Annotated in this window: 17 protein-coding genes; 12 read left to right on the top strand and 5 right to left on the bottom strand. The window is 42.5% G+C overall.

Annotated elements, in window-relative coordinates:
- Together ACM0OR_RS17280 and ACM0OR_RS17275 are read left to right on the top strand one after the other, a co-directional pair.
- Nucleotides 1-1,944 carry a PAS domain-containing protein gene (locus ACM0OR_RS17280; protein WP_414577658.1) on the top strand — a complete coding sequence of 648 codons (1,944 nt, stop codon included), beginning with the start codon at nucleotides 1-3 and terminating at the stop codon, nucleotides 1,942-1,944.
- A gap of 110 nt (nucleotides 1,945-2,054) precedes the next feature.
- Nucleotides 2,055-2,354, top strand: coding sequence for a hypothetical protein (locus ACM0OR_RS17275; RefSeq protein WP_414577657.1), 300 nt, complete (start codon nucleotides 2,055-2,057; stop codon nucleotides 2,352-2,354).
- Here ACM0OR_RS17275 and ACM0OR_RS17270 read toward each other — a convergent pair.
- Nucleotides 2,333-2,494: a hypothetical protein gene (locus tag ACM0OR_RS17270; protein ID WP_414577655.1), complete on the bottom strand. Its 162-nt coding sequence runs from the start codon at nucleotides 2,492-2,494 to the stop codon at nucleotides 2,333-2,335. The genes ACM0OR_RS17275 and ACM0OR_RS17270 overlap by 22 nt on opposite strands.
- Before the next feature lie 763 nt (nucleotides 2,495-3,257).
- Between ACM0OR_RS17270 and ACM0OR_RS17265 the strand changes: the two genes are divergently transcribed.
- The 5 genes from ACM0OR_RS17265 to ACM0OR_RS17245 all read left to right on the top strand — a co-directional run bounded on the left by ACM0OR_RS17265 (nucleotide 3,258) and on the right by ACM0OR_RS17245 (nucleotide 6,468).
- On the top strand, nucleotides 3,258-3,776 hold the full coding sequence (locus ACM0OR_RS17265; protein ID WP_190698554.1) for a phycocyanin subunit beta: 519 nt from the start codon (nucleotides 3,258-3,260) through the stop codon (nucleotides 3,774-3,776).
- A gap of 75 nt (nucleotides 3,777-3,851) precedes the next feature.
- Entirely contained in the window at nucleotides 3,852-4,340 is a 489-nt protein-coding gene (cpcA, locus tag ACM0OR_RS17260) for a phycocyanin subunit alpha (RefSeq protein ID WP_190698557.1), read from the top strand.
- A gap of 113 nt (nucleotides 4,341-4,453) precedes the next feature.
- Nucleotides 4,454-5,263 (top strand): phycobilisome linker polypeptide, encoded by an 810-nt coding sequence (locus tag ACM0OR_RS17255; protein ID WP_190698560.1) that lies wholly within the window; start codon nucleotides 4,454-4,456, stop codon nucleotides 5,261-5,263.
- A 45-nt stretch (nucleotides 5,264-5,308) separates the two neighbouring features.
- Nucleotides 5,309-6,181, top strand: coding sequence for a phycobilisome rod-core linker polypeptide (locus ACM0OR_RS17250; protein ID WP_414577652.1), 873 nt, complete (start codon nucleotides 5,309-5,311; stop codon nucleotides 6,179-6,181).
- A gap of 14 nt (nucleotides 6,182-6,195) precedes the next feature.
- On the top strand, nucleotides 6,196-6,468 hold the full coding sequence (locus tag ACM0OR_RS17245) for a phycobilisome linker polypeptide (protein ID WP_414577650.1): 273 nt from the start codon (nucleotides 6,196-6,198) through the stop codon (nucleotides 6,466-6,468).
- Between the two features lie 66 nt (nucleotides 6,469-6,534).
- Here the strand turns inward: ACM0OR_RS17245 and ACM0OR_RS17240 are convergent, their stop codons facing one another.
- Complete coding sequence (locus ACM0OR_RS17240) at nucleotides 6,535-7,107, bottom strand: Uma2 family endonuclease (protein WP_414577682.1); 573 nt, start codon at nucleotides 7,105-7,107, stop codon at nucleotides 6,535-6,537.
- 327 nt (nucleotides 7,108-7,434) lie between these two features.
- Complete coding sequence (gene thrS, locus ACM0OR_RS17235) at nucleotides 7,435-9,279, bottom strand: threonine--tRNA ligase (RefSeq protein ID WP_414577649.1); 1,845 nt, start codon at nucleotides 9,277-9,279, stop codon at nucleotides 7,435-7,437.
- A gap of 306 nt (nucleotides 9,280-9,585) precedes the next feature.
- Here thrS and ACM0OR_RS17230 point away from each other — a divergent pair, with 306 nt between their 5' ends.
- A complete protein-coding gene (locus ACM0OR_RS17230; protein ID WP_190698572.1) occupies nucleotides 9,586-9,903 on the top strand; it encodes a DUF2605 domain-containing protein in 318 nt (105 codons plus the stop codon).
- A gap of 251 nt (nucleotides 9,904-10,154) precedes the next feature.
- Entirely contained in the window at nucleotides 10,155-10,475 is a 321-nt protein-coding gene (locus ACM0OR_RS17225; RefSeq protein ID WP_190698576.1) for a DUF2973 domain-containing protein, read from the top strand.
- A 92-nt stretch (nucleotides 10,476-10,567) separates the two neighbouring features.
- Here the strand turns inward: ACM0OR_RS17225 and ACM0OR_RS17220 are convergent, their stop codons facing one another.
- Nucleotides 10,568-12,856 (bottom strand): glycogen debranching N-terminal domain-containing protein, encoded by a 2,289-nt coding sequence (locus ACM0OR_RS17220; protein WP_414577647.1) that lies wholly within the window; start codon nucleotides 12,854-12,856, stop codon nucleotides 10,568-10,570.
- An 838-nt stretch (nucleotides 12,857-13,694) separates the two neighbouring features.
- On the opposite strand from ACM0OR_RS17220, the gene ACM0OR_RS17215 reads away from it, so the two are divergent.
- The 3 genes from ACM0OR_RS17215 (at nucleotide 13,695) to trpE (ending at nucleotide 18,133) form a co-directional block, all read left to right on the top strand.
- On the top strand, nucleotides 13,695-15,716 hold the full coding sequence (locus tag ACM0OR_RS17215) for a DICT sensory domain-containing protein (RefSeq protein ID WP_414577645.1): 2,022 nt from the start codon (nucleotides 13,695-13,697) through the stop codon (nucleotides 15,714-15,716).
- A gap of 227 nt (nucleotides 15,717-15,943) precedes the next feature.
- Nucleotides 15,944-16,363 carry a photosystem I reaction center subunit II PsaD gene (locus ACM0OR_RS17210; protein WP_414577643.1) on the top strand — a complete coding sequence of 140 codons (420 nt, stop codon included), beginning with the start codon at nucleotides 15,944-15,946 and terminating at the stop codon, nucleotides 16,361-16,363.
- A gap of 255 nt (nucleotides 16,364-16,618) precedes the next feature.
- On the top strand, nucleotides 16,619-18,133 hold the full coding sequence (trpE, locus tag ACM0OR_RS17205) for an anthranilate synthase component I (RefSeq protein WP_414577680.1): 1,515 nt from the start codon (nucleotides 16,619-16,621) through the stop codon (nucleotides 18,131-18,133).
- Between the two features lie 164 nt (nucleotides 18,134-18,297).
- On the opposite strand, the gene ACM0OR_RS17200 is transcribed toward trpE, so the two are convergent.
- Nucleotides 18,298-19,275 (bottom strand): sucrase ferredoxin, encoded by a 978-nt coding sequence (locus ACM0OR_RS17200; RefSeq protein WP_414577641.1) that lies wholly within the window; start codon nucleotides 19,273-19,275, stop codon nucleotides 18,298-18,300.
- Nucleotides 19,276-19,601 lie beyond the last annotated feature (326 nt).

Below are 19,601 nucleotides of genomic sequence, written 5' to 3'. Positions count from 1 at the left end.
ATGGCAGAACCGCTAACTATTTTAATTATTGATGATTGTCCTGAAGACCGTCAGGTTTATCGTCGTTATCTCCAGCAAGATCAAGAGCAATGCTACCAAATTTTAGAACAAGAATCAGGTGAAGACGCATTGGCATTATGTCAAAAATTACAACCTGACGGGATTTTATTAGACTTTTTATTACCCGATTTGGATGGGCTGGAATTTTTAGCAGAACTGAAAACACTAACCCAGGACAAGATGCCTGCTGTAGTGATGTTAACAGGCTACGGTAATGAGGCGATCGCAGTCCAAGCTATGAAAAGTGGTGTTCATGACTATCTCGTTAAAGGACAGACTACGGGTGAACGTTTGCGTTTAACTGTCTACTCAGCTATCAAAAAAGCCCAGTTAAGTGCTGAGTTGCGCCGGAGTGAGGAACGGTTACGGGAATCGCAAAAACTGATCGAACGCATCGCCGAAACAACACCAGGAATTTTGTATGTTCACGATTTGGTAGAAGGGCAAAATGTCTATCTCAACGGACAGGTAAAAAACTTACTTGGTTATACTCCCGAACAAATTCAAACTTTGGGACAAGAATTTTTATCTCAATTCATGCACCCTGATGATTTTGCTGAACTTCCTAACGTCTTCCAACGATTTGATTCGGCTAAGGATGGTGAAGTTTTAGAACATGAATACCGAATGCTACACGCCGACGGTAAATGGCGATGGTTTTGTAGTCGCAACTCTATATTTGCTAGAAATGCGGACGGTTCACCATATCAAATAGTTGGCACAGCCTTTGATATTACTGCTAGTAAGCAAACAGAACAAGAATTACGGGATAGTGAACAACGCTATCGCTATTTATCAAATGTTGTACCTCACTTGGTTTGGATTACCAATGCTCAGGGAGAATATGAACATCTCAATCAACGCTGGTACGAATTTACTGGTAGAACCGTTGAGCAATCACTGGGATTTGGTTGGCAAGAAGTTATACATCCAGATGATATCTCAGGCGTGATGGCCGAATGGATGAAAATTGTCAAAACAGGAGAACCTTATGAACAGGAAATTAGATATCGAAAATATGATCGTAGCTATCGCTGGCATTTAGTTAGAGCTGTTCCCATCCAAGATGAGCAAGGACAGATTGTCAAGTGGTTTGGCTCAGGTACAGATATTGACGATCGCAAACAATTAGAAGCCGAACGTGACCGACTTTTACAACTAGAAAAATCAGCCCGGAATGAAGCTGAAGCCGCCAACCAAGCTAAAGATGAGTTTGTGGCTATGGTATCCCATGATTTGCGATCGCCACTCAATGCTATTCTCGGCTGGGCGCAACTTTTACGAACTCGGAAATTTGATCAGACTAATTTTATCCGTGCTGTAGAAACTATTGAACACAATGCTAGATTCCAATCAAAACTCCTAGAAGACTTGCTGGATATATCACGTATCCTGCGGAGCAAATTAAAGTTAGAACTCAACCAAGTGAATCTAGCCGCAATTATCGGTGTAGCCATAGAGACAGCTTACCCCTCAGCCAAAGCGAAAAATATCATTCTAGAATCTAGAATAGATCAATCAATTCCCACTATTACTGGCGATATCAACCGTTTACTACAGGTGTTAGGTAATTTACTCTCCAACGCCATTAAGTTCACGCATCCAGGGGGAAAAATATTAGTACAGCTTTTAGCAAAAAATTCTGAAGCCCAAATTAAAATAACTGACACAGGTATAGGCATTAGCCCAGAGTTTCTACCCCACGTTTTTAAACGTTATCATCAGGCAGATCACCATTATACACAAGGGGGCTTAGGATTAGGTTTAGCGATCGCTCGTCATCTAGTAGAATTGCATGACGGGACAATTGACGTTACCAGCCCAGGCGAAGGACAAGGTACTACCTTTACCATTCATCTACCGTTACCAATGAACTTTGTATGAACCTTGGATGAATTTTCTTTGGTATTAAAAGTTATCCCTTTTAAGTGGGAAAACTAAATCTTGAGAGCAATTTACCTTGTTCAAGCATCCTCAAGATTGAACCTACTGTTATGCTAACTCCCCATTCAACAGAAACTACAATTACGTTACCAAATCAAACGTTTCACCAAGAAAATATTAACCTAAAACTGATTGTAGAAGGGATTGCATCTCAAGTGGGTGAAGCTTTTTTCCAAGCTTGCGCTCATTACTTGGCTGAGGTACTCCAAATTCAGTATGCCTTGATTGCAGAGTTTGTTGATCAAGAGTCGCCACGAGCTAGAGTTTTAGCTTTTTGGACAGGAGAAGACTTTGGCCCCAATTTTGAATACGATCTGACAGGCACTCCTTATTGGTTTTCTTGGTTGTAAAGCTGATGGAGAACCTGGTGTGAAAAATATTTGGAAAGGGTTGCGGCGATATCGTGTAATCGCCGCAACTTGGAAATTAGCCAATCATTGCTAACACTCATACTTTCTGCTGTTTGTCTAAACTCCAGTATTGTAATCATCGTCTCGAATCCTCTTGGAAATTAGCTTTCAGCTTTTGTTAAGAAAGATGCGACTAATGGATAGGGGATTAAGGGGGGTAAAACAACTTGTGTGTACACCGTAGCGTTGACAAAGGGAGGTCGGGAAGAGAAGTTTGTTGAAATTATATTAACAAATATTAAGGTTAATTTATATTAAGAAAATCTCACTTTCTTCAATAAACTGGGTAATCAGATTTTAGTGAGCCGAATTGTGTCTGAATATTACTAAAAGTAACGAGATATTAAGTCTCAAGACAAAATCAAAATACAATAAATCCTTACTATCAAAGGGTTGCCGCGTTTATTTAATATTTCTTAACTAATTCTCTGGAGACAAAATCAAAATTGCACAAATTTTGCACAAATTGATTGCTTTAATCAAATTGTAGGTTCAAAAAACCAACTGCACTCCCTGCCCTTGATGGAGCGGATTCAGTTTCTGAGAAATTGATGATTAGCCATTTCATTAATCTGGGCTTGAGAGTATTAGAAAAATGGTTGTTGTGGATATCAGCAGTATTGATTTATAGCTGTTCCCTAGTTAATCATAACTAGGTAAAAGTATAACGGTTAAATTACCGTTATGGTCAAGTGAGTGTAACTCGCTCGATATTTTTTGCCTGTTTACTGATGATAGCGGAACTATATTTCAGTCAATAACTATAGTCATCCAAATCAACAACTTCGGCTTTGAACCGAATTTGAATCTACAGCATAGTAATAATTATTAGGAGATGCTGGAATGCTTGACGCTTTTACTAAAGTAGTTTCCCAGGCTGATACCAGAGGCACATACGTCAGCGATGCAGAAATCGATGCGCTGAAAGATATGGTATCTGCTGGTACAAAGCGGATGGATGTTGTGAACCGTATTACCGGCAACGCCTCTACAATCGTTGCTAATGCAGCACGAGGATTGTTTGCAGAACAACCCCAATTGATTGCACCAGGTGGTAATGCTTACACAAACCGCCGCATGGCTGCTTGTTTGCGCGATATGGAAATCATTTTGCGCTATGTTACCTACGCTGTATTTGCAGGTGATGCCAGCGTTTTAGACGATCGCTGTTTGAACGGTCTACGTGAAACATATCAAGCACTAGGCGTTCCCGGCCCTTCCGTAGCCACTGGCGTTAGCAAAATGAAAGAAGCTGCGATCGCGATCGCCAACGATCCTAGCGGTGTTACCCGTGGTGATTGTAGCTCCTTAATGGCTGAATTAGGAAGCTACTTTGATCGCGCTGCTGCCGCAGTGAGCTAGTAAACTGTTCACTATTTCATTCCGTTCTCATTTTCTGCCACACAACTTTACATATTTGTTGAGAGAATTATCAGCATGAAAACACCTTTAACCGAAGCAGTCGCTACCGCAGATTCACAAGGTCGGTTTCTCAGCTCCACAGAAATTCAAGTCGCATTTGGTCGCTTCCGTCAAGCTGCTGCTACCCTTGATGCTGCTAAAGCTTTAAGCTCTAAAGCTCAAAATTTAGCTGATGGTGCAGCTAATGCAGTTTATCAAAAGTTTCCCTACACCACCCAAATGCAGGGTAACAACTTTGCTTCAACTCCCACAGGCAAAGCCAAGTGTGCGCGAGACATTGGTTATTACATCCGCATCATCACCTACTGTCTAATTGCAGGTGGTACAGGCCCTCTAGATGACTACTTAATTGGTGGTTTGACAGAAATCAACCGTACCTTTGATTTGTCTCCTAGCTGGTACGTTGAAGCTCTCAAGTACATCAAAGCAAATCATGGCTTGAGTGGCGATCCAGCTGTAGAAGCAAATTCCTACATTGACTATGCAATCAACGCCCTAAGCTAAGGGTTTGCTTTTGCCCAGAACAACTAAAGGCTGTGAATGCTAATTTTCTAGCATGGGCAGTTTTATGGGGTTCTGGGCTTGTTTTTTCCTTGTAGAAATTAAGGTTATCAATCATGACTAGTTCTACGGCAGCCAGTCAGCTAGGATTTGAGCCATTTGCTAACACATCTCCCACAGAGTTGCGTGCAAATGAAGATGTAAAAGCAGTGATTCATGCTGCCTATCGTCAAGTGTTTGGTAATGAACATTTGATGCAAAGCGAACGCCTCACCAGTGCCGAATCACTATTGCAGCAGGGTAATATCACCGTTCGGGATTTTGTGCGGTTGCTGGCACAATCTGAGCTATATCGGCAAAAGTTCTTTTATTCTACACCTCAAGTCCGCTTGATCGAATTGAACTACAAGCACCTGCTCGGTCGTGCGACCTACGATGAATCAGAGATCGCCTACCACGTCAATCTCTATACAGAGAAAGGATACGAAGCAGACATCAATTCTTATATTGATTCAGTCGAATATCAAGAAAACTTTGGTGAATGGATTGTTCCCTATTATCGCGGATTTGAAACTCAACCGGGACAAAAAACCGTAGGCTTCAGCCGAATGTTTCAGATATATCGCGGATATGCTAACAGCGATCGCGCCCAAGGTAAAAATAAATCTGCGTGGTTAACCGAGGATCTCGCCCGGAATTTAGCGAGTCCAGTGCAGACCCCTGGTTTTGGCAAGGGATTGACTGGAACTGTCGCAGGCGATCGCGGACAGCTTTACCGCGTGCGATTTATGCAAGCAGATAGAGGACGCGCTCCCCAGATCCGGCGTAGTATGAGTGAGTATTTAGTCACTTATGATCAACTATCGCCCACTTTACAACGGCTGAATCAACGGGGTAGCCGAGTAGTAAATATTTCTCCTGCCTAAACCGATAAATTTTGCGATACCAAGTCTAAAAGGAGAACTATATCAATGGCAATTACAACTGCCGCATCTCGTTTGGGAACTGCGGCTTTTGACCAAACACGGCCGATTGAACTGCGTCCAAACTGGACACCAGAAGATGCCAAGATTGTGATTCAGTCAGTTTATCGTCAGGTATTAGGCAACGACTACCTGATGCAGTCAGAACGTCTCACTAGCTTGGAGTCTTTGCTGACTAATGGTCAAATAAATGTCAGAGATTTTGTCCGAGCAGTAGCTAAATCTGACTTATACAAAACCAAATTTCTTTACCCTCATTTTCAAACGCGGGTAATTGAATTGAACTGTAAACATTTATTGGGACGCGCTCCTTACGATGAATCGGAAGTGATTGAGCATCTCGATCGCTACCAAAATCAAGGCTTCGACGCAGACATCGATTCTTATATCGATTCTGTAGAATATGATACCTATTTTGGAGATGCGATCGTTCCTTACTACCGTGACTTCGTAACCACAGGAATTGGTCAGAAAACCGTTGGTTTCACGCGGATGTTCCGCCTTTATCGCGGCTATGCCAATAGCGATCGCTCCCAGCTAGCTGGTACTAATTCTCGTCTAGCCTCTGACTTAGCGAAAAATAGTGCTACGGCAATCATCGCTCCTTCTGGTGGTAGTGAAGGTTGGGCTTATCAAGCTTCCAAACAAGGAACTGCACCCAGTCGCACCTTTGGCAGATCCTCTGCGGGTTCTAACCCAGGTCTCTACCGCATTGAAGTTACGGGTATCAGTTTGCCAAGATATCCCAAAGTGCGTCGTAGCAATAAAGAGTTCATTGTCCCCTACGAACAGCTATCTAATACCCTCCAGCAAATTAATAAGCTGGGCGGTAAGGTTGCCAGCATCACCCTCGCACAATAGGAGATAGAACCATCATGTTGGTACAGCCACGGATGAGAGTGTCAACTTCAACCTCAGACAATCGCGTTTTTCTCTATGAAGTAGAAGGATTAAAGCAGAACGATCAAACCGAGAACAATAAGTATCCGGTTCGCAATAGCAGTACAATTCTGGTTCAAGTCCCCTACAGCCGCATGAATGATGAGATGCGACGTATTACCCGCTTAGGCGGCAAGATTGTTGGCATCCGTCCCTTGAGCGAAAATTCAACTGAAGCGACATCTGATGAAGCTGCATCAGAAAGCTGACAGCAGTCCTATGTGATCTTTGCGGGCGTAGAAAATTGAATTTTTCTACGCCCGTTTATGTATAAATTAGGGAATTCTTGCTTGTTGGAAGATTTGTTGCGGTGTAATTTTTAGCCCTTCAAATAGGGAATCTGCCAAACTATCATGACTGCGTTTGGTTTGAGGGAGAGCATCCGGGTAAAAAATGGTAATAGTTTTTGCCTTGGTGTCAATAACCCAAACTCTTTGAACTTTAGCTTGCAAATAATCAGTGGCTTTTTCGGTCATTTCCCCAAAAGTTTGACCAGGGGAGATAATTTCAATGACTAATTCGGGCGCGACAGGACAAGCGTCATCTTGCAACCAATCGGCAGGAAGACAATTATAAGAAACATATGTCAAATCTGCTACAGGAATCCAGTCTTGTTGATTTCGTGTGAGCTTAATTGCCCATTCAATTACCACCCGCCCCTTTCCTTCAGCCCATGTAGACAATAATATAAATAACGCACCTGTTATAGAACTATGAAAAAATTTGGGTGACATTTCATCGTTTTTGAATTTAGGAACAGCTTCTCCGTCAATTAATTCATAGATAATGTCTGTTTCCGGAAGTGCGAGAAATTCTTTCAGGGTAAGTGGGGTTTTAAGTTTAATCATTGTTGGTTTTAAAGTTGTGGGTATTACCCAGTTAGCCTTACCGCCAAACTTTGTAAAAGAACAACCCATTCCAAATCAACAAAATGCTTACGCTGTATTCCTAACAGAATTTTGTAGCTTACTTTGCTACGCAACGCTACTGCGCTTTCTTCTCTAAGAGAGGCTGCACCCTAAGCGTAGCTATGCCGCAGGTTTTACGGAACACTGCGTGAACGCGCAGCGTATACGTAGGATGCACTCCGGAGGAGAATTTTGAATTTACGGCGGTGGCGGTACTAGTTTATTTGTTGGTGTGGAAAGGGCTGGTATTATCCAGGCTACTGATTGCTAGAAGTTTTCAAAATTGGCGATCGCTTCTTTCATTTTATCCACCACCTCATCCACAGGGATAGCTCCCAATTCTCCAGAAGCACGAGTACGAATACTTAAGGTGTTAGTTTCCACTTCCTTTGCACCTATGACTGACATTACAGGTATTTTATCTTTTTCAGCGTTGCGGATTAATTTACCCAAGCGATCGCCACTAGTATCAACTTCTGCACGAATACCCAACAGCCGCATCTTAGTAGCCACATCTTTGGTAAAGTCTAACTGTGCTTCACCAACAGGCAACAATCTAGCTTGCACTGGTGCTAACCACAAGGGGAAATCCCCCGCATACTCTTCAATCAAGATACCAATCAGGCGTTCCAGAGAACCAAACGGCGCACGGTGAATCATCACTGGACGTTTGCGAGTTCCATCTTCAGCAACATATTCCAAATCAAAGCGTTCTGGTAGGTTGTAATCTACCTGCACAGTTCCCAACTGCCATTCTCTTTCTAAGGCATCTTTGACGATAAAATCTAATTTCGGCCCATAGAAAGCAGCTTCACCTATACCTTCAAAATGATCCATCCCCAAGGTTTCGACTGCTCGACGAATGGCATTTTCGGCTTGATTCCAAGCTTCATCAGAACCGATATATTTATCACTATCTGGGTCACGGAAACTGAGTCTGGCTTTAAAGCTACCTAACTTTAAGGTCTTAATTACCGACAAGATCAAATCTACAACATTGAGAAATTCTTGGTCTAACTGTTCTGGCGTGACAAAGATATGAGCATCATCTTGAGTGAACCCGCGTACACGAGTTAAACCACCTAATTCTCCTGATTGCTCATAGCGGTAAACTGTACCAAATTCTGCCAGCCTAATTGGTAATTCCCGGTAAGAGCGCAACTCACTCTTATATATTTGGATGTGGAAGGGGCAATTCATGGCTTTGAGAACGAAGCCTTGCTCCTGTGCTGCCGCTTCCTCATTCTCTGCCATCATGGGGAATAGGTCATCTTTATATTTTTGCCAGTGTCCAGAAGTCTTAAATAAATCCACTCGGCCAATATGAGGTGTAACAACCTGTTGATAACCCCGCTTGAGTTGTTCTTGTTTCAGAAAGTCTTCTAAAATGCTGCGTAACAAAGTGCCTTTGGGTGTCCACAAGGGTAAACCCGGCCCTACTTGGTCAGAGAATATAAATAATCCTAGTTCTTTACCGAGTTTGCGGTGGTCACGTCGTATGGCTTCTTCCTTGCGCCGCTTATACTCAGCTAGCTGTTCGGGGGTTTCCCAAGCAGTAGCATAAATCCGTTGTAGTTGGGCTTTAGTTTCATCCCCACGCCAGTAAGCACCCGCAACACTTTCTAGTTCTATGGCTTTGGGGTTTAGTTCACTGGTATTTTCTACATGAGGCCCCGCACACAAATCCCACCACTCATTCCCCAGGTGGTAAATTGTGATTGGTTCTTCTTTAATATCTCCCAGGATTTCTAATTTGTAGGGTTCTTTGATTTCCTGAATTCTGCGTTCTGCTTCCTGGCGGCTGACTTCTTCCCGAACTACTGGCAGTTTACGGTTGATAATCTTCACCATCTCTTTTTGGATGGCTTTGAGATCCTTATCGCTAAATGCTTCTGGATTATCAAAGTCGTAATAAAAGCCATTTTCAATCCAGGGGCCGATTGTCACTTGCGCTTTGGGAAACAGCTTCTGCACTGCCATTGCCATCACATGGGAAGCAGTATGGCGAATCTTCTTTAATTTTTCTGATTCGCTGGTACGCGGTAAATACATTTTTTCAGGTTGTGCTGATGTGTTGGGAGCTTGATTAGGCGACATTGGCTGCTGAACCATTGGCGAGGTAATTGTAAATTTGACAATTACATTTGTGAAAAAGCTACCCAAATATAACACAAGGTTATCGCTCTACTGCGCTGGCGTTCCGCCCACCGTAGCTCATCGCCTACTCTGGGGTGAGAAACTCCCTAACTACTATTCTCTTCACTGAACTGTATTGACTTATGGAGGTGGAATACTACAGTTTTGTCACATACACTACTGATTTTTGAGAAATCTTTCTGAAGAAATAGCTTATAGTAATGTTAAGAATTGTAAAAGAAGTTAATATTAGTAAAGAAATTAGAAGTATATCTCTCATTTATGCGAAACTCGGAATTACCGGATACCCATATACTCAAAACTGTTTTAGAACCCTTGTTAGACGATTTTCAGTATTGGTTTGAGCGATCGCGTGACTTTCTGGAAAAGGAGCGGCTCTCATTTATGCACGAACAAGAGCAGTCTGATTTGCTAATACGGATTCAGCAAGCCCAGGAAGAACTAAAGACAGCAAAGATGCTGTTTAACGTCACCGAAGGACAAGTCGGGATTGATATGGCAACATTAACGCCCTGGCATCAATTGGTAACTGAGTGCTGGAGTGTAGTTAGACGCTTTCATTCTGAGCAAGCCACATAGATAGATATCTATGAAGGGATACAACTCGTAAAAATTGCCAAAAATCCTTAACATTGTTTTTATCAACAATTAATGTATCGTATGCTACGATAAGTTAAATAAATGTTGACAAATTAACCTACCTATAAATAGATGCGCTCAAGATGCATCAGATATCTTTCCTTGCCGATGAATCAAACTTTGGCGAGATGAACCGTTAAAATATGAAGTTTTAAAACTTTTTAAAATTTGCTGCCCTGGAGGAAAAATTGATGTTACACCTACTCTACATTCTCGCTTTTACTATTCTTGCGGTGATAGCTGTTGCTAACTTGATTCGTAATTTAATCATGTTCAGTTTTGATCGCGATCGCAATTACCCAGTCAGAAACTCACAAACTGGCAATCAAGGCGGCTTTGGTTATTTGGGATCTAAAAACAACTTCGTACCCCATCCAGAGTTATTAGATAGCACAGGCAATATGATCAAAGAGCCTTTATTGGTAATGCGTTCTATCAATGTTGAAGATGCGCGTCAACAACTAGATGCACTTTATGAATCTTCTCCAGGGCATAAAAGAGAGGTAGATTAAACAGGTAAATTTCCTACTATATAGTCAATATACTTCAAGTCTTAGTAGGTAGAGAGTAGTGATCAGCAAAATCATCACGCTCTACCTACTTTTTATGCTTCAATTACCACACGCAAATTGCCGCGTTTTCTAGCAACACGACAGGCGGTAGTGCTACCAGAACGCTCAAATTCCAAATCGAGGATAGTAGTACCGACTTGCAGATTGTGTAGTGACAGACGACTTATTGATTCTGGCAAAGCAGGGTCAATAATTCGCAGACAGTTATTAGGCGCATCAGGTACTAAATTAACAATCATTTGCAATAGCTGGAAAATGCTACCAGTAGCCCAAGCTTGGGGAGTACAAGCAACAGGATACTGTACAGGGGTGCGATCGCCATTACGTTCGTATCCGCAGAAAAGTTCGGGGGGACGTTGGTAAGGTTGCTGATTCGTCATGTCAAACAAAGCTTGAAATAGTTCCAAAGCTTGATCAATCAAACCCAGCGATCGCAGTCCTATCGAGATCAAAGCATTATCATGAGGCCAAATCGAGCCAATGTGATAACCCATTGGGTTATAAGCTGGGGACAAACTACTCAAAGTCCGGATACCCCAGCCATTAAACATATCGGGTGCGCGTAATCTTTCCGCCACACTGTACGCTTTTTCTGGTGTAAATATCCCCAAATGCAGACAATGACCAGGATTAGAAGTAATGCTATCAACGTGCTTACCATCGCCATCTAAAGCCAAAGCACAGAAATCTTGGTCTTCCATCCAAAAATCTTGATTAAAACGCATCTTGAGATTTTTAGCATCTTCTTGCCAGCGTTCTGCTAAGTCAAGTCGTTTCTTCGTTCTAGCAATATCTGCTAGACGGGTTTTGGCAGCATAAACATAAGCTTGTACCTCACTCAAGGCAATAGAACCATTGGCTAGTTCCCCCTTGCGGTCTACAATACAGTCACCAGAGTCTTTCCAACCTTGGTTCGTTAGTCCCCGTTTAGATTTGCGGTGGTAACTCAGATAACCAGTTGGTTGAAGATTACGATCAATCCAATCCATCGCTGCTAAGGCATTGGGCCAAAGTTGCTCTAAGGTTTCTAGATCATGAGTCCAAGCGTAGTATTCGGCATACAGCATCAACCATAGGGGAGTAGCATCCACTGTACCGTAATAGGGTGTGTGGGGAATTTCTTGACATCTTGCCATTTCCCCCAAGCGCAACTCATGCAGAATTTTACCTGGTTCTTCCTCCCGCCAATCGTCCTCCACTTTACCCTGGTAAGCTGCCAGTAACATCAAGGTTTCCTTGCCAATTTCGGGATTCAGCATCAGGGTTTGGGAAGCTGTAATCAGCGAATCTCGCCCAAACAGTGTGGAAAACCAAGGAACACCAGCCGAGACAGTCTTCTTTTCACCAAAAGACTGGCGGAGCAAATACATATCTTGTTCAGCACGTTCAATTAACCGATTCAAAATACTTTTATCGGTGCGAATACTGGTAATTTGTTGTACCCAGTGCTGTTCCTCCATCATCTCAGCTGCTTTAGCCTGTCCTAAAGTCACAGCTGCACTCACTGTAGAAGTAGAAGTGTTATTGGTGAGAAGATTCACCCGATAGCCTAGCTTTTGGGTAGAATGAGAAGCCATTTCTAACCGCCAAACCGCAGTGTATCCCTTGAAATAGTCTGGTTGGCGATGTTGGAATTGAATGCGGGATTCCATTATCAAACCATCTAGACCTTGATAAGCCAAGGCTAAAACATTTTCCTTTGCTGCTGAGGGCTGAGTTTGGGTATGGCTATCAGGGTGAAAAGCGGCTAAGTCTTCCGATATAGGTTCTACAAGGCGTAAAAGTTTCCCCCGCTTTTCTCTCTCATAACCCCGGACTTCAAATAAATCGACAAAATCGGCATCAAAGCTAATACTTAGTTCAAAACTGATACTGGTGGTGCTGTAATTGGCTACCTCAATTTCTTCAAATAAAGCACCATTCAGTACCATTTCCCGGCGAATACCGATACTATCAGCTGTCATACGGTCATCTATTTTGGGGTTAGTACACAAAATCGCCAGTGCAAAACCTTTTTCTGCCGTACCACTGAGGAGTACAGGCGATCGCCCATCAATTTGCAACTCCAGACGACTCAAAAAACGCGTATCACAGCAAAACAGCCCCATACTGGGATTACCACCATCATTGAGGGAACAGCCAGAAATGTTCCCCATTGTGTCTGTCACCAAGAATAGATCATCATCCTTAACCGTCAGAGTTGGCTGTGGTCTTTCACTTACCACACAAGGCCACTCTGGGATAGGTAATTGTTCGGCGGGGATAAAAGTTTTTCCATCCAATAAAACTTTTTCTGGGGTTGTCAGGGTATCCGGTGTCATTAGCCAAAATTCCGTGTACAGGTCTAAATTTTTGCGATCGTATCAGCATCAACAGGCAAACAGTCCTGTAGTCAATAGTCTAGAGCCAATAGTTAAAGAGCTTGGTAGTATTGACGATTGACTTTTGACTAATGACTAGTTAATCCAACATACATAACAAATCTTTACCAATGTATATTGTTTAAATCTGAAGTCAAGGCTGAAAAATTGTAATTTTCAGTTAGTTTCTGCCGAGACAGCTAATAGTATTCGGAATTGGTGTTAATACTTAACCAAGATACAACAATATCCAAATTTAGGCAGAACTTCCTCCAGAGCCTCATCTTTAAATCAGTGAACAGTGAGCATTTATCAGTGATTAAGGTGTATCGTGAGGGATTGTCTTCAACTTTCTGGGAAAGTAAGATTTTGTGTATATGAATAACTTTTAGCTAACAAACTTCCCAATAGCTTGATAGGAGAGGTGTTCGAGAATGTATATTGAGCTTAGTAGCCTCTTTTTTTTAAACATCACGATGCCAGCAAATGGATCAAGAAAACTTGGGTGAAGACCAAAGTAGCTGTGACGTGTCTATACCCTAAGACACATCAAGGCTAGAACGACAAAATATATTGCTGTTGTTGGTCTATTTCTAACGTTAGATTTTTAAATATGTAGAGAAGGCTACAAGCACTCCTGAAAGGTGGGAGTAAATTTACTGCCAATGCCTTGAGAGAAAGTGCTGTTCAAAATTATTTACATTTTGCACCTGTCTACTTAAATTGAGATTCAGCTGTAACTTGTAAAATGCAGCTGTGACGTGGATCTTGTTCAGATTGGGCTTTTTAAAAGATATTCATGAGCATTTCGACTTCCGTGCTGAGTGATCTGCTACAGTCCCTACCTTACCTGCGGCCCCAGCTATACTTTAAAGCTTCATTAACGGCCCTCTCCCACGCAATGGAAGATCAGGTGTTGGCTGCGACTTTAGACAAGCCTCTAATAATTGCTAGCTTTCAGAGAGAGAGATTCTATCGTCAAGAAGCTCATCGCTATCAGCGTTTGGCGCAGCGAAGTAACCAAATATACGTATTGTCTGCGCCGGAAACTGATTTTGCTAATAGCTCCGAATACTATGAAAAGGTAGCCTTTGAGCCAGATGATGCTTTAAGTCAAGAGTGGCATTTGGTAGTAATTGCTGATAACTATGCTACTTGCTTAGTTTGCCGTGAAAGCTTGGGGTCGATCGCTAAAAATCAGCAAGTCCCTGATTGGCTTCCTAGTTTGGATATGGATACGGGGCGGCGATTTGAAGGAATTTGGACATCAGAACGGGGAGTCAGTATTAAAGCCGCGCAGTTGCTATTAGACAGGATTGCGGTGTATAGACCAAACTTAGCGGGTAAAGTTGAGAAAGCGCGGCAAAGATTTGGCATAGGAGATAGCAAAGCTTACGTCTCCAATGTCATTAGTGAATATGCTTGTGACATCGACACAGACCCCTTTGTCCAACGTCTAGTTACCTACCTACAAGCTAGTCAGTACAAACTGCATAAAGCTTACCGTTCCATCGCTGCCCAAGCGAGGAAAGAACGCTTAGTCAACTCAATTAGTACAGCAATTCGGCGATCGCTAGACCCCCATCAGGTACTACAAATCGCTGCCCAAGAACTAGGGCAACACTTAGGGGCAAGTCGTTGTTTAATTTACCGCGCTCAAGCCTCGGATGCTCAAGCTGCTATCGAACATGAGTTTTTAATGCCTGGGGTGGTATCTATTGCTGGGCAAACCTGGGAGTTAAATAGTAATCCCCTATTTCAAGAAGTGGTAGATCATGGTGAGGGTGTCTGTGTCAGTGATACCTTGAATGATTCTCGTGTCACTAATTCAGTCACACTATCCTCAATCATCAAAAAATTTGCCGTGCGTTCGTGGTTGATCGAACCAGTATTGTTTCAAGGACGGCTATTAGGGATTGTGGAACTACATTATTGCTCTCTACCGCCGCACCAATGGCAACAAGGGGAACTGGATTTAGTAGAGGCGATCGCTACCCACATTGGATCTGCTTTAATTCAGGCTGAAGCCTACGCCAACTTAGAAGAACTCAATAAACAGCTAGAAGCATTAGATCGTACCCGCAGTAACCTGATAGCCATCACCGGCCACGAACTCCGCACCCCTTTATCTACCATTCAAGTGTGCCTTGAAAGTCTCGCTACTGAGCCAGATATGCCTCTGGAATTGCAGCAAGTCATGCTTAACACGGCTTTGGCTGACTCAGAACGGATGCGAAAACTAGTACAAGATTTCTTAACCCTTTCTAACCTAGAAAGCGGTCGCGTGGAATGGCATCCAGAATCCCTAAGTTTACAAGAATGTGTAGATTTATCACTCAGCCGTATTCGCACGCGTCCCACAGTCGAAAAACCCCCCCAAATCACGGCGGACATTCCCGAAAACTTACCGCTAGTGAGAGCTGACGGTGATTGGTTAGTGGAAGTTTTAGCCAAACTGGTGGATAACTCCTGTAAATTTACCCCCACCCAAGGTCAAATACATATCAGTGCCGACTACAACAGCGATCGCATGGTAGTAGAAGTCACCGTGACTGATACAGGGCGCGGCATTGAACCTAATCGCCTAGAAATTGTTTTTGACCGTTTCTACCAAGAAGAAGGGGCATTACGGCGCACGGCGGGCGGGACAGGTCTAGGTTTGGCTATTTGCCGCCAAATCGTTAACGGTTGGGGTGGGAAAATTTGGGCAGAGTCAAGCGGTAAAGATCAAGGCAGTCAGTTTCATTTCACCATCCCCATTGTTCAGGGTAGCCAAGAGGAAAAGAAGCCGAAAGTCAAGAAAGTGGGGAATAGGAAATAGGGATTGGGGATTGGGGACTGGGTACTGGGGTAAAAGAAAGCAGGGGAAGCAGTAGAAGCAGGGGGAGCAAAATACAATGCCTACCTACTCATTACTCATTACTCATTACTCATTACTCAGCACTCAGCACTCAGCACTCACCAAAGACTGTTACAGACTGTGACGCGATCGCAATATGATCATGATAGCGGTGTTACGATGCCCTAAAAACGTTGAGAGAATCCCTTATGGCAGAAACACTTTCTGGCAAAACTCCACTCTTTGCTGGCAGCACTGGTGGCTTGCTCACCAAAGCAGAAGTAGAAGAAAAATACGCTATCACTTGGACTAGCCCCAAGGCTCAAGTTTTTGAACTACCCACCGGTGGTGCAGCTACCATGCACGAAGGTCAAAACTTGTTGTACATAGCTCGGAAAGAATATGGTATCGCTTTAGGCGGTCAACTCCGTAAATTCAAAATCACAGACTACAAAATTTACCGGATTCTGCCCAGTGGTGAAACCACATTCATTCACCCAGCTGATGGCGTATTCCCAGAAAAAGTGAACCCTGGTCGTGAGATAGTACGTCACGTTCCCCGCAGCATCGGGGAAAATCCCAGCCCTGCACAACTCAAGTTTTCTGGTAAAGCTACCCATGATGCGTAGGGAATAGGTACTGGGGACAAATTAGTGCTGAGTCCTGAGTGCTGAGTGCTGAGTTAAGAACTTCACTCAGCACTCGGTACTCATTACTCAGCACTAGCCAAGTCCCCAATCCACAGCTTTTCAATGAGTGGATTTGCAATGAGTGGATTTTAGATTATTCAATCCGAAATCTAAAATCCCCAGTCCTCTGTCTCTAGTTATTTAATTTTGACTTTTGACTTTTGACTTTTGACTTGATTTGTCGCCAATATGCCTATGATTTTTCCCGATTTTTCTGAATTTTCTCAGCTAGCTGCACAAGGTAATTTCATCCCCGTGTATCAGGAATGGGTAGCAGACCTAGATACACCTGTTTCCGCTTGGTACAAGTTTTGTGCAGGACAGCCCTACAGCTTTTTGCTGGAGTCGGTGGAAGGTGGGGAAAAAATCGGGCGTTATAGTTTAGTTGGTTGTGATCCACTGTGGATTTTAGAAGCCAGGGGCGACACTACCACCCAGACACACCGCGACGGTTCTCAGGTGTTGTTTGCAGGCGACCCGTTTACAGCTTTAGCTAACTGTCTTGCGCCTTTTCAACCAGTCAAGCTACCAGAATTACCGCCAGGAATTGGGGGGTTATTTGGCTTTTGGGGCTATGAGTTAATTCGTTGGATTGAGCCGCGTGTACCAGTGCATCCCCAAGATGAGCGCAACATCCCGGATGGGTTGTGGATGCAGGTAGACCATCTATTGATATTTGACCAAGTAAAGCGGAAAATTTGGGCGATCGCCTATGCTGATTTACGTGATCCAGCAGTAGATATAAAATCAGCATATCAACAAGCGTGCGATCGCGTTACCCAGATGGTAAGTAAGTTATCTTTACCCTTATCGCCACAAAAAACCATCTTGGAGTGGACACCCCCCAGCCAAGCTAAGGTCGGGGAAGCACCAGAATATAGCAGCAATTTTACCCGCCCAGAATTTTGCGCCAGTGTCCAAAAAGCAAAAGATTACATCAAAGCTGGTGATATCTTTCAAGTCGTCATTTCTCAGCGTCTTTCTACACAATACACAGGCGACCCCTTTTCTCTCTATCGTTCCCTGCGTCAAATTAATCCTTCGCCTTATATGGCGTATTTTCACTTCCAAGACTGGCAAATTATTGGTTCTAGTCCCGAAGTTATGGTGAAAGCAGAACGGGATGCAGAGGGTGAGGTCATAGCCACCGTCCGTCCCATTGCGGGGACACGTCCACGGGGTAAAACAACTCAGGAAGATTTAGCTTTTGCTACAGACTTATTGCAAGACCCTAAAGAAATTGCTGAACACGTCATGCTAGTCGATTTAGGACGAAATGATTTGGGGCGAGTTTGTGAAAGTGGTAGCGTCAAAGTTGATGAATTAATGGTAGTTGAGCGTTATTCTCATGTTATGCACATTGTGAGTAATGTGGTAGGTAAATTAGCACCCAATAAAACCGCCTGGGATTTATTAAAAGCTTGCTTCCCTGCGGGGACAGTTAGCGGCGCACCGAAAATTCGGGCGATGGAAATTATCAATGAATTAGAACCGAGTCGCCGGGGTGTGTATTCTGGAGTGTATGGTTATTACGATTTTGAAGGACAATTAAATAGTGCGATCGCAATTCGCACGATGGTAGTTAGAGATAATACAGTCACAGTACAAGCTGGTGCAGGTTTAGTAGCTGATTCTGAACCAGAAAAGGAATATGAGGAGACTTTAAATAAAGCTAGAGGTCTGCTTGTAGCGATTCGTTGTTTGCGGTGAATTTGGGGTTAATCTTCATACCTTTCGCTTCAGGTGGCAAGGGGAAAAAGGAATTGCTAAAGCACTTATGTAGAGACGCAATTTACTTTTAAATTTTGAATTGTTAAAGCATTTGAAAGACCGATGCTTGGTAGATGAAACCCTTTTAAGAGAGAGAGTAAAATTTATTTACTAAAAGTCAGCACATTCTCAGCAACTAAACAGAGATCAGCTACAGTATATTTTACAAAAACTGAACTTTGGGTAGCATTACAAGAACTTTTGACTGTGATTGTCTTGGTATTATCCTTAATCAATTTAGCTTGGTAGGTGTACAGCGAATCACTTTTGTTGCTAAAAGTTAGCTCACCTAAAATTGTATTGTTGTCTAAACTTTGCTCTAAAATCTTACCTGCTACTTTATAGTTAAACCAATTCCATCCTTGACTCAACATTAAATCTCTCTCTAAAACTTGTAATGCAGGATGCAAAATTCCCCAGCCCCTATACACTTTCTTTAAGCCTTGAATATCACCAGTATGTGTCAAAAGTGCCTGGAATGAATGCTCATCTAAACACCCATAATATCTACCTTGTGGTAAGTCTATAGCTGTGGGCGCAAATCGATGTCCACCAAAATGACTGGATCTCCAGATCCGCACGTTTTTCAAGTTTAAATTAGCAATAGTATCTGTAGCATAGAAATAAAAAGGATTACCATATCTGGCACAGCATTTATCATGACTGCCGTGGGTACATATTAAAATATCTCTACTGATACTGTTATCTATTTCATAACTAGGCACTTTTCCCCATAACCATTTTTTGACAACTGATGCTACCTGCTCGATATGTGGCACTCTAAATTCATGCTTAATATATCCAGAACTCAATCCTTCTTGTTTTTGATAAATCAAAAGAGTTGTATGTTCTACTTTGTGGGTTAAATCATTAGCAATTAAGAGAAATCTGATTGATAATTTAGCTTGCTTAACCTCTTCTACCAAAATCTGTAAATTACGAGGAACCCATTTAGAATTAAAGGCATTTGATACCCAAGGTAAAGGGCATTCAACAAGAATATAAGTTTGGTAGTCAGTCGCACTACCAATAACATCTTCTCCCAGTTCGCGTGTAGAATCAGAACAAAAAAAACTATCCATTAATCTATACTGAATAACGATATTTATAGACAATATTTTGCTGGAATTAGTTGTAGTAGAAACTACAATTTTTACACTAACCCCATTATTTGATTAAACCCTGGTAGCCACTTTATAGCATTATTTCTCAAAAACGTCTTCCCTATTAAGAATAATTCTAGAATAGAAGTAGAAAAGTGTTTAATCTTATCTAGTACAGAAGACTCAATATTTAGCTTTCAGGAAGTTTTCGATCTAACATACTGGCTAAACTTTTTTACTAAATAATCTCCACAAAGCATAATCAACTGTGTATTTATATCTACATAATGGGGGTATTCAAAGTT

Origin of the sequence: Anabaena sp. CCY 9402-a (assembly GCF_963920945.1) — a bacterium.
Lineage (GTDB): Bacteria > Cyanobacteriota > Cyanobacteriia > Cyanobacteriales > Nostocaceae > Trichormus > Trichormus minutissimus.
The sequence above is the reverse complement of the archived record's forward strand: the minus strand, read 5'-3'. Positions and strand labels throughout refer to the sequence as shown.

Bases quoted from the DNA above. Each gene is read 5' to 3' on its own strand.
- ACM0OR_RS17280 (WP_414577658.1), top strand. From the start codon at position 1: ATGGCAGAACCGCTAACTATTTTAATTATTGATGATTGTCCTGAAGAC.
- ACM0OR_RS17275 (WP_414577657.1), top strand. From the start codon at position 2,055: ATGCTAACTCCCCATTCAACAGAAACTACAATTACGTTACCAAATCAA.
- ACM0OR_RS17270 (WP_414577655.1), bottom strand. From the start codon at position 2,494: ATGATTACAATACTGGAGTTTAGACAAACAGCAGAAAGTATGAGTGTT.
- ACM0OR_RS17265 (WP_190698554.1), top strand. From the start codon at position 3,258: ATGCTTGACGCTTTTACTAAAGTAGTTTCCCAGGCTGATACCAGAGGC.
- cpcA (WP_190698557.1), top strand. From the start codon at position 3,852: ATGAAAACACCTTTAACCGAAGCAGTCGCTACCGCAGATTCACAAGGT.
- ACM0OR_RS17255 (WP_190698560.1), top strand. From the start codon at position 4,454: ATGACTAGTTCTACGGCAGCCAGTCAGCTAGGATTTGAGCCATTTGCT.
- ACM0OR_RS17250 (WP_414577652.1), top strand. From the start codon at position 5,309: ATGGCAATTACAACTGCCGCATCTCGTTTGGGAACTGCGGCTTTTGAC.
- ACM0OR_RS17245 (WP_414577650.1), top strand. From the start codon at position 6,196: ATGTTGGTACAGCCACGGATGAGAGTGTCAACTTCAACCTCAGACAAT.
- ACM0OR_RS17240 (WP_414577682.1), bottom strand. From the start codon at position 7,107: ATGATTAAACTTAAAACCCCACTTACCCTGAAAGAATTTCTCGCACTT.
- thrS (WP_414577649.1), bottom strand. From the start codon at position 9,279: ATGGTTCAGCAGCCAATGTCGCCTAATCAAGCTCCCAACACATCAGCA.
- ACM0OR_RS17230 (WP_190698572.1), top strand. From the start codon at position 9,586: ATGCGAAACTCGGAATTACCGGATACCCATATACTCAAAACTGTTTTA.
- ACM0OR_RS17225 (WP_190698576.1), top strand. From the start codon at position 10,155: ATGTTACACCTACTCTACATTCTCGCTTTTACTATTCTTGCGGTGATA.
- ACM0OR_RS17220 (WP_414577647.1), bottom strand. From the start codon at position 12,856: ATGACACCGGATACCCTGACAACCCCAGAAAAAGTTTTATTGGATGGA.
- ACM0OR_RS17215 (WP_414577645.1), top strand. From the start codon at position 13,695: ATGAGCATTTCGACTTCCGTGCTGAGTGATCTGCTACAGTCCCTACCT.
- ACM0OR_RS17210 (WP_414577643.1), top strand. From the start codon at position 15,944: ATGGCAGAAACACTTTCTGGCAAAACTCCACTCTTTGCTGGCAGCACT.
- trpE (WP_414577680.1), top strand. From the start codon at position 16,619: ATGATTTTTCCCGATTTTTCTGAATTTTCTCAGCTAGCTGCACAAGGT.
- ACM0OR_RS17200 (WP_414577641.1), bottom strand. From the start codon at position 19,275: ATGGATAGTTTTTTTTGTTCTGATTCTACACGCGAACTGGGAGAAGAT.